Source organism: Arthrobacter sp. TJ-240 (assembly GCF_058269195.1).
The window spans coordinates 38,593-51,547 of the sequence record NZ_JBZCNG010000008.1; the positions used below are offsets into that span (position 1 = coordinate 38,593).

The 12,955-nt window shown below is 71.6% G+C and carries 12 protein-coding genes; 3 read left to right on the forward strand and 9 right to left on the reverse strand.

Features of this window, described 5'->3' with window-relative positions; translation table 11 throughout:
- Positions 1-32 precede the first annotated feature (32 nt).
- Positions 33-629, reverse strand: coding sequence for a LysM peptidoglycan-binding domain-containing protein (locus AC4D2C_RS16825; protein ID WP_490915972.1), 597 nt, complete (start codon positions 627-629; stop codon positions 33-35).
- Between the two features lie 383 nt (positions 630-1,012).
- Between AC4D2C_RS16825 and lexA the strand changes: the two genes are divergently transcribed.
- Positions 1,013-1,726, forward strand: coding sequence for a transcriptional repressor LexA (gene lexA / locus AC4D2C_RS16830; RefSeq protein WP_490916090.1), 714 nt, complete (start codon positions 1,013-1,015; stop codon positions 1,724-1,726).
- A gap of 78 nt (positions 1,727-1,804) precedes the next feature.
- On the opposite strand, the gene AC4D2C_RS16835 is transcribed toward lexA, so the two are convergent.
- Both AC4D2C_RS16835 and hflX read right to left on the reverse strand, forming a co-directional pair.
- A complete protein-coding gene (locus AC4D2C_RS16835) occupies positions 1,805-3,886 on the reverse strand; it encodes an ATP-dependent DNA helicase (protein ID WP_490915973.1) in 2,082 nt (693 codons plus the stop codon).
- Positions 3,879-5,459, reverse strand: a complete 1,581-nt coding sequence (gene hflX / locus AC4D2C_RS16840) for a GTPase HflX (RefSeq protein WP_490915974.1) — start codon at positions 5,457-5,459, stop codon at positions 3,879-3,881. Before hflX ends, AC4D2C_RS16835 begins: the two co-directional genes overlap by 8 nt.
- A gap of 172 nt (positions 5,460-5,631) precedes the next feature.
- Between hflX and AC4D2C_RS16845 the strand changes: the two genes are divergently transcribed.
- Complete coding sequence (locus AC4D2C_RS16845) at positions 5,632-6,252, forward strand: class I SAM-dependent methyltransferase (protein WP_490915975.1); 621 nt, start codon at positions 5,632-5,634, stop codon at positions 6,250-6,252.
- A 30-nt stretch (positions 6,253-6,282) separates the two neighbouring features.
- Here AC4D2C_RS16845 and dapF read toward each other — a convergent pair whose 3' ends face one another.
- The 6 genes from dapF to AC4D2C_RS16875 all read right to left on the reverse strand — a co-directional run bounded on the left by dapF (position 6,283) and on the right by AC4D2C_RS16875 (position 12,190).
- Positions 6,283-7,239: a diaminopimelate epimerase gene (gene dapF, locus AC4D2C_RS16850; protein WP_490915976.1), complete on the reverse strand. Its 957-nt coding sequence runs from the start codon at positions 7,237-7,239 to the stop codon at positions 6,283-6,285.
- A complete protein-coding gene (gene miaA, locus AC4D2C_RS16855; protein ID WP_490915977.1) occupies positions 7,236-8,180 on the reverse strand; it encodes a tRNA (adenosine(37)-N6)-dimethylallyltransferase MiaA in 945 nt (314 codons plus the stop codon). Before miaA ends, dapF begins: the two co-directional genes overlap by 4 nt.
- Positions 8,177-9,727 (reverse strand): tRNA (N6-isopentenyl adenosine(37)-C2)-methylthiotransferase MiaB, encoded by a 1,551-nt coding sequence (miaB, locus tag AC4D2C_RS16860; RefSeq protein ID WP_490915978.1) that lies wholly within the window; start codon positions 9,725-9,727, stop codon positions 8,177-8,179. The genes miaA and miaB overlap by 4 nt, the downstream gene beginning before the upstream one ends.
- Positions 9,728-9,772: 45 nt before the next feature.
- Positions 9,773-10,705 (reverse strand): regulatory protein RecX, encoded by a 933-nt coding sequence (locus AC4D2C_RS16865; RefSeq protein WP_490915979.1) that lies wholly within the window; start codon positions 10,703-10,705, stop codon positions 9,773-9,775.
- Positions 10,706-10,710: 5 nt separating this feature from the next.
- Positions 10,711-11,760 (reverse strand): recombinase RecA, encoded by a 1,050-nt coding sequence (recA, locus tag AC4D2C_RS16870; protein ID WP_490915980.1) that lies wholly within the window; start codon positions 11,758-11,760, stop codon positions 10,711-10,713.
- A 211-nt stretch (positions 11,761-11,971) separates the two neighbouring features.
- Entirely contained in the window at positions 11,972-12,190 is a 219-nt protein-coding gene (locus tag AC4D2C_RS16875; RefSeq protein WP_490908204.1) for a DUF3046 domain-containing protein, read from the reverse strand.
- A 206-nt stretch (positions 12,191-12,396) separates the two neighbouring features.
- Here AC4D2C_RS16875 and AC4D2C_RS16880 point away from each other — a divergent pair, with 206 nt between their 5' ends.
- Positions 12,397-12,906, forward strand: coding sequence for a MarR family winged helix-turn-helix transcriptional regulator (locus AC4D2C_RS16880; RefSeq protein WP_490908205.1), 510 nt, complete (start codon positions 12,397-12,399; stop codon positions 12,904-12,906).
- Positions 12,907-12,955: the final 49 nt, after the last annotated feature.

Here is a 12,955-nt window from a genome sequence, read left to right on the forward strand (position 1 = left end):
GACGACGATTGCCGCCGCCGGGTGCTGCGTGCCTAGCCGGCCGCGGGGATCGCGACGGTCTGCCCGGTCTGGACGACGGAGCCGCGGAGATCGTTGAGCTCGACCATCTCCGCGACGACGTCGCGGGGATCGCGCTCCGGTGCGAACCGGACGGCGAGGTCCCAGAGGGACTCCCCCGCCGCGACGCTCACCTCGACGGTCGACGACGGCGCGGGCAGCGACTCCCCGGCCTGCGCCTGCGAGGTGAGGAAGGCGCCGAGGAGGATGAGCGCCGCCACGCCGAGCGCGATCGGCAGGCCGACCAGGACGAGCCGGCCGCGCCGCGTAAGCGTCAGGGGGCGCTCCGCACTCCGCTGCGTGGAGGTACGGGGCTGCATGGAGGTGCGGGGCTGCATGGAGGTGCGGGGCTGCGTGGAGGCAGGAGACTGCAGGGCGGTCCGGGGCTGCAGGAATGCGTGGGCGGAGATCGAGGGTGCTGTCGCCGTGCGGGATGGTCGGGGTACGCGCGGGCGGGCCGTCGCGGTGCGCTCCGGTGTCGCCGGGCGGACGAGACGCAGGCGTCCCTCGCCGCGGGTGGGGGTCAGCGCCCATAGCGCCGTGCTGCCGTGCAGTGCGGGTGCTTCAGCCATTGCCTAGCCTCTTTCCCTTCGAATAGCCAATCAGGGCTGGACTCCTGTTTCGAACGCGTGTTCTAATTTATCTGAGCCTATTTCTAGCACTGACCGACGACCGTTGTCGAGACTCGCTCGAACATATGTTTGAAAAGCCCTACCGTCTGCCCTAGCGTGAACAGGGCAGGGCATCGACGGCACCGGCTGCTACCGAGCGGCAGGCACGGCGTCGACATACCTCAGGCAATCACCCGCCACTGACAGAACCGCTTCCCGCGCAGGCGGGGGGCGGCAGGCGGGCACAACGGGATCTCCAGTCCAGGGCGAAAGGCGCAACAGTGGCGGAACCAACACGGACGGACCGGCCGGAATCGAACACGGCCGAGGTGCCGGCGGACGCCGTGCCCATCTCGGCCGGTCGCGGCCGTCCCCGCGGCCGTTCGGTGTCCAAGGGGCTGACGGCGCGCCAGCTGACGATCCTCGAGACCATCCAGCGTTCGATCGCGGACAAGGGGTACCCGCCGTCGATGCGTGAGATCGGCGACACGGTGGGGCTCGCGAGCCTCTCGAGCGTGACGCACCAGCTGTCGCAGCTGGAGCGGCTCGGCTATCTCCGGCGCGATCCCAAGCGCCCCCGCGCCATGGAGGTCCTGCTGCCGCTCACACTGCCTCCGGAAGCGTCGGCGGGCACGGACGGAGCACCGGAGCGGAAGTCCGCCGGCGAGCACCGCGTCGCGGTGGACACGGCACTGGTACCGCTCGTGGGCCGCATCGCAGCGGGCGGGCCCATCCTCGCGGACCAGGTGGTGGAGGACGTCATGCCCCTCCCCCGGCAGCTCGTGGGCCACGGCGAGCTCTTCATGCTCCGGGTCTCCGGCGACTCGATGGTCGACGCCGCGATCTGCGACGGCGACTGGGTGGTGGTCCGCAAGCAGCAGAGCGCACAGAACGGCGACATCGTCGCAGCCCTGCTCGACGACGAAGCCACCGTGAAGACCTTCCGCCAGCGCGACGGCCACACCTGGCTCCTGCCCCAGAACACACGCTACGAGCCCATCCTCGGCGACCACGCCAGCATCATGGGCAAGGTCGTCTCGGTGATGCGCGCGCTCTAGCGGCCCGCTTCCCCGGATGCCCGGAGGGCGCCGCAGTCCCGGACTGCGGCGCCCTTCGCGTACCCCGGGGCAGGCGTGTCAGCGGGCGGAGAGCCGTTCGAGGATCCCGGTGACCGTGGCCCTGTCGGTCGTCGCCCAGAACGGCGGCAGCGCGGCGCGGAGGAAACCGCCGTACCGGGCCGTGGCGAGGCGGCTGTCGAGCACGGCGACGACGCCCCGGTCCCCCGCCGAGCGGATGAGCCGGCCCGCCCCCTGCGCCAGTCGCACCGCGGCATGGGTGGCGGAGACGCTCATGAAGCCGTTGCCGCCGTTCCGTGCGACCGCCCGCGTGCGCGCGGTCATCAGGGGATCGTCGGGTCGCGGGAAGGGGATGCGGTCGATCACCACGAGGCGGCACGAGGCGCCGGGCACGTCCACGCCCTGCCACAGTGACATCGTGCCGAACAGACAGGTGTCCGGTTCGGCGGCGAACCTGTCCACGAGGCCGCTGAGCGAGGACTCGCCCTGGCAGAGGATCTCGAAGTCGACCTGCGGGCGCAGGGCCTCCGCTGCCTCCTCGGCGGCCCGCCGGGAGGAGAACAGCCCGAGCGCACCCCCGCGGGAGGCCTTCAGGAGCGCCAGCAGCTCCTTCAGCTGCGCATCGGAGGTACCCCGCTCCGGTTTCGGCAGGTCCTTTGCCACGTACAGCACGCCCTGCCGGGGGTAGTCGAACGGGCTGCCGACGTCGATACCGGTCCACGCGGGCGCGCCCGGTCCGCTCAGTCCCAGCGATCCCGCGACAGGGCCGAACTCGGCGCCGATGGCGAGCGTCGCGGAGGTGAGGATCACGGTGTGGTCCTCGAACAGGCCCTCCCGCAGGCGTGCCGCGACGGACAGCGGCGCGACGTTGAGCGTGGCCGGCGCGGTCTCGTCCGGCTGGGCGTAGCCGGAGCCGGGCGTGAACGTGCTGGGGCGGGACGCCCACACCACCTCACCGGCGGCGGCGGCCGAGAGGATCCGCTCCGCGAGGTCGAAGACCAGGGTGGCGCGCGAGCGGGCCACCTGCCGCCCGCCGTCGGCGTCGGCCTCCGACTTGCCGTCGGTCTTCGTGTCGGACAGCGCGGCCCGTGCGGCGTCACGGACCTGCTCCAGCGACTGCTCGAGGTCCTCAGGCAGGCCGCCGGGCAGGAGCCCGGAGGGCACGAGTTCCGACGCAGCCTCGAAGGCGGACGCTGCGGTGTCGAGACCGGCGGTGCCGATCGAGGCGTGGCGGCGCAGAGCCGTGGAGGCTGCGCCCACCATCGAGGCGGAGAGCTGCCCGGACACTGCCCCGGTGACGCGGTCGTGCAGCTCGTGGGCTTCGTCGATCACGACGACGTCGTACTCGGGCAGCACGGCGAGCCCCTCGAACGCACTGATGGCGAGCATGGCGTGGTTGGTGATGATGATGTCGGCATCGGCGGCCGCCGCCCGCGCCTTCTCGCTGAAGCACTCCTGCGCCACGGGACAGCGGGCGGCGCCGACGCACTCCATGCTGGACACGGACACCTGGCGCCACGCGCGGTCGCTGACGCCGGGCACGAGGTCGTCGCGGTCGCCGGTGGAGGTCTCGTCCGCCCATTCGCGGAGCCTGACCACCTCGCGGCCGAGGGCGGAGGATGGACCCCCGCCGCCGTGCGCGGGGGCGGGGTGCGGTGTCGCGTCCTCCCCGAGGCTGAAGAGGGCATCCGGGGCGTCCTCCTCGGGGAAGCCGCCGCCGGTCTTGTGGAGGCAGACGTAGTTCGAGCGGCCCTTGAGCAGCGCGACGTCGACGGGGCGTGCGAGAGCGGGCCGCACCGCGTCGAGCAGGCGCGGCAGGTCACGGCCCACGATCTGCGCCTGCAGGGCGAGCGTCGCCGTGGAGACCACCGACGGGCGGTCGCTGTCCATGGCGTGGGCGATGAGCGGTACGAGGTAGGCGAGCGACTTGCCCGTGCCGGTGCCCGCCTGCACGAGCAGGTGGTCGCCGGAGCGGATGGCTTCGCTGACCTGCCGCACCATCTCGTGCTGGCCGGCGCGCATCTCACCGCCCATGGCCCCTACGGCGGCGTCGAGCAGCTCGAGTGCCTGCCGGGCCTCGGCGGTGTGGCGCGCCGGGTCCGGCGCCACGACGGCGGCGCCGGACGGCGTGCTGTCACTCATGCCGCAGATACGGCTCCAGGTCGGCGGCCAGGCCCTCGCGGACCATGACCTCGAGGCGTGTGCCCTCGTCGACGTGCTCGAGGCCGAGGATCTCGACGTCCTCCTCGTGCAGCCGGCTGAGGACCTGTCCCTGCTCGTAGGGCACCAGCAGGTCCATCTTGACCCCGGGACGGGGGATGTTCGTGCTGATGAGCTGCCGGAGCTCGGTGAGCCCGGCACCCGTGCGGGCGGAGACGACGACGGAGCGCGGCTCGCGCTGCCGCAGCCGCTCGATGACGAACGGGTCGGCGGCATCTGCCTTGTTGAACACGATGATCTCGGGCACCTTGCGGGCGTCGATCTCGGTCAGGACGGCACGGACGGCCGCGATCTGCCCTTCCGGGTCCGGGTGCGAGGCGTCGACGACGTGGAGGATCAGGTCCGAGTCGGCCACCTCCTCGAGGGTCGAGCGGAACGCCTCGACCAGCTGGGTGGGCAGCGAGCGGACGAACCCCACGGTGTCGGCGAGCGTGTAGCCGATGCCGTCGGGCGTCTCCGCCTTGCGCACCGTGGGATCGAGGGTCGCGAACAGCGCGTTCTGAACGAGCACGCCCGCGTCGGTGAGGCGGTTCAGCAGGGACGACTTCCCGGCGTTGGTGTACCCGGCGATCGCGACGGAGGGCACCTGGTTGCGCCGGCGGTTGGACCGCTTCGTCTCGCGCGCAGGCTTCATCGCGGCGATCTCGCGGCGCAGCTTCGCCATGCGGGTGCGGATCTTCCGGCGGTCGAGTTCGATCTTCGTCTCACCGGGACCACGGGAGCCCATGCCGGCGCTCGCGCTGCCGACCTGTCCACCGGCCTGGCGGGACATCGACTCGCCCCAGCCTCGGAGGCGCGGCAGCAGGTACTCGAGCTGCGCGAGCTCCACCTGGGCCTTGCCCTCGCGGCTCTTGGCGTGCTGGGCGAAGATGTCGAGGATCAGCGCGGTGCGGTCGATGACCTTGACCTTGACGATGTCCTCGAGGCTGCGTCGCTGGGACGGGGACAGCTCGCTGTCGACGATGACCGTATCTGCACCGGTGGCCTGCACGATGTCCTTGAGCTCCTGCGCCTTCCCGGAGCCGAGGAAGGTGCCGGGGTCCGGCTTCAGCCGGCGCTGCACGATGCCGTCGAGCACCTCAGAGCCCGCCGTCTCGGCGAGAGCGGCGAGTTCCTGCAGCGAGTTCTCGGCGTCCTGCGCGGTCCCCTCGCTCCACAGCCCGGCGAGGACGACGCGCTCGAGCCTCAGCTGCCGGTACTCGACCTCCGAGACGTCCTCGAGTTCCGTCGAGAGTCCCGCGACACGGCGGAGGGCACGGCGTTCGGCCAGGTCCTGCTGGTCCCCGTCGGCGTCCGACCGCTCGTCGTCGCCTGACAGGGCGAGGGCACGCGAGCGCCAGTTGGTCTCGACGGGTGCGCTGGTCGTGCCCGGTGTCGTCCCCTTCTTCGCCTTCGCCGCGGCAGCTTCGTCGCTTGCCAGGATGCGGTCGATGACGGCTTGGATCTCCTCCGGGCCCATGTCGGCTCCGGTGGAATGTCCGTGGTTCTCGGTCATAATCTCCCTAGTTGGCTGTCTGTCGATTCTACGGCCGTCCTCCGGGTCGTTCCATCGGATTCTCCCCCGGCGAAACCGTTGTCCGCCTGCGCCGTCGACCGCCTGTGGATACGGGCCCGGACGGGTGAGGGCGGGTGAGGGCGGGTGGGGGCGTGCCACTAGGCTTTCCTCCATGGATTCACAGCAGGAGCCGCAGCACTATTTCAGCGCACAGCCGGCGGGCCCGGACACGCGGAGGCCCCTTTCGGTCGTCCTGGCGGGCGGGCAACGGGACCTCGTGACGTCGTCGGGCCTCTTCAGCCCGGACGGCGTGGACAAGGGCACGGCGATCCTCCTGGACTCCGTTCCGGATCCCGAGGGGCGGCGCCTGCTCGACCTCGGCTGCGGTTGGGGGCCGATCGCCCTCACCCTGGCCCTGACGGCACCCGATGCCGAGGTCCTCGCCGTCGACGTCAATGAGCGGTGCATCGCGCTGACCGCGGAGAACGCCCGGCGGCTGGGGCTCCGCAACGTCACGGCCAGCACGCCCGACGCCGTGGATCCGGACCTCGAGTTCGACACCATCTGGTCCAACCCCCCGATCCGCATCGGGAAGCAGGAACTGCACGCCCTGCTGCTCCGCTGGCTGCCGCGCCTGGCTCCCGGCGGGAGCGCCTGGCTCGTGGTGCAGAAGAACCTGGGCGCCGACTCCCTGCAGCGGTGGCTCGCCGAGGAGCTGCCCGCGGGCTTCGGCGTGCGGCGTGCGGAGACGTCGAAGTCGTTCCGCATCCTGGAGGTGCGGCGCCCCGCGTGAGATCGGCCGGCGGCCTTCCGTGCCGCCGGCTCAGTCTGCGGGCAGCAGCACTCCGTCGGCCACGAGGACGGCCGGTCCGCTGAGCTGCACGTGCTCACGGTTGTCGGGACCGGCGAAGAACGTCACGCCGACGACGCCCCCGGGCACCGACACGAGCCACTGGGCCGGGGCCCCCTCGCCCGCCCAGAACCGGGTGCCGGCAGCGGCGGCGCACGCGCCCGTGCCGCAGGACTGCGTCTCGCCGACACCCCGTTCGTGCACGCGCATCGTGAGGCGTCCGACGCCGTCGGCCCCCACGAGCGGATCCGACGGGACGACGAGTTCGACGTTGGTGCCCTCCGGCGGCACGGGCTGGACCGCGGGCGGGCGGTGCAGCTCCGTCCGGTCCAGCTCCGCATGTTCGGCCAGCGCGACGACGGTATGGGGGTTGCCCATGCTGATGGACAGGGCGGGCCGGTCGACGTCGAGCCCTCCGATGGCGACGAGAGAATCCATGCCGCGCGCCACGGCCGCGTCCGGGAAGATGAACTCCCACGGCCCCATGTCCACGGCGTAGCCGCCCCCGGACCGTGTCACGCGCTTGACGCCGGCGCGGGTGCCGATGGCGAGCTCCCCGCCCGCGGGGAGCTCGGCGACGCCCTTCGCGAGGAGGAAGTGCGCGAAGACCCTGACGCCGTTGCCGCACATCTCGGACACCGACCCGTCGCCGTTGCGGTAGTCCATGAACCACTCCGCGCGCGGTTCCGTCTGGAGCAGGGCGCGTCCCTCGGGCAGCGAGGCGGACCGGACTGCCCGGATGTAGCCGTCGGCGCCGATCCCGCGGTGCCGGTCGCATGCGGCCGCGACGAACGCCGGGTCGATCGGCGCGTCGCCGTCGGGGTCGAGCGTCAGGATGAAGTCGTTGCCCGTCCCATGGCCCTTCGTGAAGGGGAGCCCGGGGGGCTGCGGTGCGGGGGGCACGGGCGTCTCGCCGGGGAAGTCGGTCACCCTTCTAGGATAGGTGCCGCGGCGCGGCCGACGAGCCCGGCGGCCGCCTCGGCGAGGTCCGGCGCCTGCCAGTCGAGCCAGGCGACGCGCGGGTCGCCGCGGAACCAGGTGAGCTGTCGCCGGGCGAACCGGCGGGTCGCGGCGATCGTGTCCTCCACCGCCTCCACTTCCGTCAGGGTCCCGTCGAGGACCTGGAGGAACTGCCCGTACCCCAGGGCACGGGACGCCGTCCTCCCGTCGCGGAGGCCCACCGCGGCGAGCCGGCGGACCTCGTCGGCGAGACCGGCCCGCACCATGGCATGGACCCGCTCGGCCAGGCGTGCGCGCAGCACGTCCCGGTCGACGGCGAGGCCGATCTGCACCGCCGGCTGGTGGTACTCGCGCCGCGGCATGAAGGCGCTGAAGGGGCGTCCGCTGAGCTCGTGCACCTCGAGCGCCCGCACGAGGCGGCGGTCGTCGTCGATCCGATCGGCCGACACGGGATCGACGGCGCGGAGCCGCGCCCGGAACGCCGCACTGCCTCCGGCGGCGAGGTCCGCCTCGAGCCGTGCCCGCACCCCCGCGTCGGTGGGCGGGAACTCCAGGCGATCGAGGGCGGCCCGCACGTAGAGGCCCGAGCCGCCGACCAGGATGGGGATCCTGCCACGCTCGCGGATGCCGTCGATGACCCGGCGGGCGTCCTCCTGGTATGCGGCGACGCTGGCCTCCTCGGTGACGTCGAGGACGTCCAGCAGGTGGTGCTCGACGCCGTGACGCTCCTCGCGGGGCAGCTTCGCCGTGCCGATGTCCATCCCCCGGTAGAACTGCAGGGCGTCGGCATTGACGACCTCGCCGCCGAGGCGCTGCGCCAGGGCGACGCCTAGGTCGGACTTCCCCGAGCCCGTGGGACCGACCACCGCGACGACCGGGAGGACGGCCGGGCGGCCGACCGGAAGGGTCAAGGGGCGCTCGCGCGGACGGGCAGGGACGGCATCCCGAGGGACACGGCGCGCGGGGCGCCGTCCGATGGTCCGGGGACGCCGCACGAGTCGGCCTGGCTCCGGTCCCAGGCATCGCCCGCGCGTGACCGGCGGAGCGAGTACTCCGACGGCGACGGGTCGGACAGCAGGTGGAACGAGGCCGCCTCGGTGACGGGAAGCGTCACGAAGTCGCCGGGCCTCGGGGCCTCGGCGCCTGCCGGGACGGAGAAGTGGACGAGGCGCTGATCGCGTGCCCGCCCGGTGAGCCGGTGAGTCTCGGAGCCCTTCCGGCCCTGCTGGTCGGTGACGAGCACCTCCACGGTCGCGCCGACCTGGCGCGCGTTCTCCTCGCGGGCGATGCGGTCCTGCAGGGCGGTGAGCCGCTCGAAGCGTTCCTGCACCACGGCCTTCGGCAGCTGGTCGGGGAGGTCGGCCGCCGGGGTGCCCGGGCGCTTGGAGTACTGGAACGTGAAGGCGGTGGCGAAGCGGGACTGCTCGACGACGTCGAGGGTCGCCTGGAAGTCCTCCTCCGTCTCGCCGGGGAACCCGACGATGATGTCCGTGGAGATGGCGGCGTGCGGCATCCGGTCGCGGACGCGGTCGAGGATGCCGAGGAAGCGCGCGGACCGGTAGGACCGCCGCATCGCCTTCAGCACGGTGTCCGACCCGGACTGCAGGGGCATGTGCAGCTGCGGCATCACGTTCGGTGTCTCGGCCATGGCATCGATGACGTCGTCGGTGAATGCGGCGGGGTGGGGGCTCGTGAAGCGGACGCGTTCGAGTCCCTCGATCGACCCGCAGGCGCGCAGCAGCTTCGCGAAGGCACCGCGGTCCCCGAACTCGACGCCGTAGGAGTTGACGTTCTGGCCGAGCAGCGTGACCTCGACGGCGCCGTCGGCCACGAGGGCCTCGATCTCGGCGAGGATCTCCCCCGGCCGCCGGTCGCGCTCCTTGCCCCGGAGGGACGGGACGATGCAGAAGGTGCAGGTGTTGTTGCAGCCGACGGAGATGGACACCCAGCCGGCGTAGACCGATTCGCGCCTGGTGGGCAGCGTGGACGGGAAGACGTCGAGGGACTCGAGGATCTCGAGCTGGGCGTCCTGGTTGTGCCGGGCGCGCTGCAGCAGGGCGGGCAGCGCGCCGATGTTGTGGGTGCCGAAGACGGCGTCCACCCAGGGCGCCCGGCGGAGGATGGTCTCGCGGTCCTTCTGGGCGAGGCAACCGCCGACGGCGATCTGCAGGTCGGGGCGGGCTTCCTTCACGGCCTTGAGGATGCCGAGATTGCCGTACAGCTTGTTGTCGGCGTTCTCGCGTACGGCGCAGGTATTGAAGACGACGACGTCCGCCTGGCCCTGCTGCACCCGGACGAGGCCGGCATCCTCGAGCAGGCCGGAGATGCGCTCGGAGTCGTGCACGTTCATCTGGCAGCCGAAGGTGCGTACCTCGTAGGTGCGCTGATCGGGGACGCCGGGGGTGCTGCCGGTCTCACTGATGGTCGCGCTGGCGGGACCCGGGACTGTGATGCTCACGTCATCCAGCGTACGGCGGGCGGCGGGGACGTCCACAATCGCGGGTCAGTCGGCGTCCGCCTCGGCGAGGACGCCCTTGACGAGCGAGAAGGCCGTGCCGGGGCTGTAGCCCTTGCGTGCGAGGACGCCGACGAGGCGCCGCACCTCCTTCTCCCGGACGGCACGGTCCGACAGGTCGGCGTTCCGGCGGAGCTTGCGGCGGACGACGTCGCGCGCCTGCTCGTGCTCGTCCTCGTCGGAGATCTGCAGCAGGGCGTCCTCGGCCAGGTCGCCGTCGATGCCCTTGTCGGCGAGTTCGCGGCGCAGGGACGAGCGGGAGAGCGCCTTCGCGGCGGTCCGTGTCCGCACCCACATCCGGGCGAACTCGGCGTCGTCGATCAGCTGCACCTCCTCGAACCGGTCGAGGAGGGAGGTGATGATCGCGGGCGGGACGGCCCTCTCGGCGAGCTTCAGGGCGAGCTGGTGGCGGCTCCTGGCGCCGAGGGCCAGCTGGCGCAGCAGGACGGACCGGGCCTCCGACGTCCACTCCTCGTCGCTCTTCTCGGCAATGGATGCTTCGGGCCTCCCGGCTCCGGTGGGGCCACCCCTCGACCGTCGCCTGCCCGAGCCGTCCGAGCTGCCCGGGCCGTGTCCGACGTCGACCGGGGCCGCGTCCTCCCCGGGAGTCTCCGCGGGGTACTCCACCGGCGGGGCGTCGGCGGACGAGCCGACGACCGGCCCGAACGGGTCGTCGGACCGTGCCCGGCGTGAGCCACTGGTGCGACCGCCCGTGCGGGCTTTCCGTTGCCCCCCGCCCGAACGCCGGCTCCCGAAGGACGAGGAGGACGAGGAGGACAGCGCGGAACCCCGGCGCCCGAAGGACGAGCGCCGGGGTCCCGCGGCACCGGGAGGATCAGCGGCAGGGTCGGACCCGTCCGCACCGAACAGTCCGGACGAAGTCCCCCACTCGACCGGGTCCGCTCCGGTATCGGACGGCACCGTGCCTACTCGCCGCTGACGGCCTTGAGCTTGGGAGCCTCGGCCTCGTCGGCCGCGGGCTGCACCCCGATGCCCAGCTTGACCCTGATCTTCTGCTCGAGCTCATCCGCGAGGTCCGGGTTGTCCTTGAGGAACTTCCGGGCGTTCTCCTTGCCCTGGCCCAGCTGGTCGCCGTCGTAGGTGAACCAGGCACCGGACTTCTTGACCAGGTTGTTCTCGACGCCCACGTCGATCAGGCCACCCTCGCGGGAGATGCCGTGACCGTACAGGATGTCGAACTCGGCCTGCTTGAACGGCGGGGCCATCTTGTTCTTGACGATCTTCGCGCGGGTCCGGTTGCCCACCGGGTTCACGCCTTCCTTCAGGGTCTCGATGCGCCGCACGTCGATACGGACCGACGCGTAGAACTTCAGCGCCTTGCCACCCGTGGTGGTCTCGGGGCTCCCGAAGAAGACACCGATCTTCTCGCGCAGCTGGTTGATGAAGATGGCGGTGGTCTTGGTCTGGCTCAGGCGGCCGGTGATCTTCCGGAGCGCCTGGCTCATCAGGCGGGCCTGCAGACCCACGTGGCTGTCACCCATTTCACCCTCGATCTCCGCGCGCGGGACGAGGGCTGCGACGGAGTCGATGACGATGATGTCGATCGAACCCGAGCCGATCAGCATGTCCATGATCTCCAGCGCCTGCTCGCCGGTGTCCGGCTGCGAGACGAGGAGGGCGTCGGTGTCCACGCCGAGCCTCTTCGCGTACTCGGGGTCGAGCGCGTGCTCGGCGTCGATGAAGGCGGCGATGCCGCCGTTGCGCTGGGCGCTCGCGACGGCGTGGAGCGCCACGGTGGTCTTGCCGGAGGATTCCGGGCCGTAGATCTCGACGACCCTGCCGCGCGGCAGCCCACCGATGCCCAGGGCGACGTCCAGGGCGATGGAGCTCGTGGAGATGGTTTCGATGGGGGCACGGGTCTCGTCTCCGAGACGCATGACGGATCCCTTGCCGTACTGCTTGTCGATCTGGGCGAGAGCAGCTTCGAGGGCTTTCTCGCGGTCTGGAGCGGCCATTCTTCACCTCGGTTTTTCATGGCCAACTGGCCTGTTTACGTGTTCGGTACGACTGTATGGGCCTGCGCCGACAGTTTGAGGTGGAGCCGCCGGTATGTGCACAAGAGCGGGCCACCGCCGTGAACATCATACCGCGATCCGAACAGATATTCGATTATCCGTGGCGCCGCGCGTGTCCGTCCGACCCGGTCCGAGGACGCGCTCCCGGCGGTCACCGGGGCTTGACGTCGCGGCCGAGCCAGCGCTCCCGCGGCACGTCCTGGATACGGCACACCGCCTCCCAGACCGCCTTCGGGTCGACGCCCGCCGCGAGGGCCTCGACCGCCGTCCTGTCACCCAGGCGGTCGACGACCAGGTCCCGGGCGAGCGTCCTCGAGTATCCCGCCCCGAATTCGTCGTCCATCAGCCGCCAGAAGTCGCTCAACCGCATGTGCCGTTCCCTGCTCTCGTCGTCTCCGCGCCGCCGACCCCCGCCGCGGTCCGGGCCTACCGCCGTACACGTCTCCTCCATTCTGCGCGCTCCGCCGCCGCGCGCGGGCACCGGAGCCCGCGCGCGGCCGGACCGGATGGCCGGGCCGCCGAAAGTAGCGTCCCACCGCATGGTGTCCCGCGGACGCGTCACCCTACAATTGCCCCATGAACGCGAAGCCGAGTACCACAGACACCGAGCCGGGCCTCGCCGCGTACCCCGGGGACGATGCCGACACCGATGCGGCCATCGAGGCCCTGGAGCAGCAGCTCAGCATGCTGTGGCGCCGCGCGCGGTCCAACTCCTACAAGGTGGCCCGCCGCGTGCACCCGGACATGGAGCCGGCGGCCTACGGGCTCCTCGTCATACTCCAGCGGGAGGGTTCCATGCGCCTCACGGACATCGCAGCCAGCGTGGGCGTCGGAAAGCCGTCCGTCAGCCGCCAGATCGCGATGCTCGAGCAGCTCGGGCTGGTGCAGAAGGAGGCCGATCCGCTCGACGGCCGGGCGCAGGCCATCTCCCTGACGGAGGCCGGCACGCGTCAGCTCGTGGCCGCGCAGTCCGCGCGCAAGCAGGCGTTCCACCAGCTCATGGAGGACTGGGACGTGGACGACCTGACGCGCCTCGGCACGCTGATCGCCCAGCTGAACAACACGTACACCAAGGACAACTGGTAGCAGACGGACGACTGGTAGCAGACGGCAGGAAGGCCCGTCCCCTGGGGGG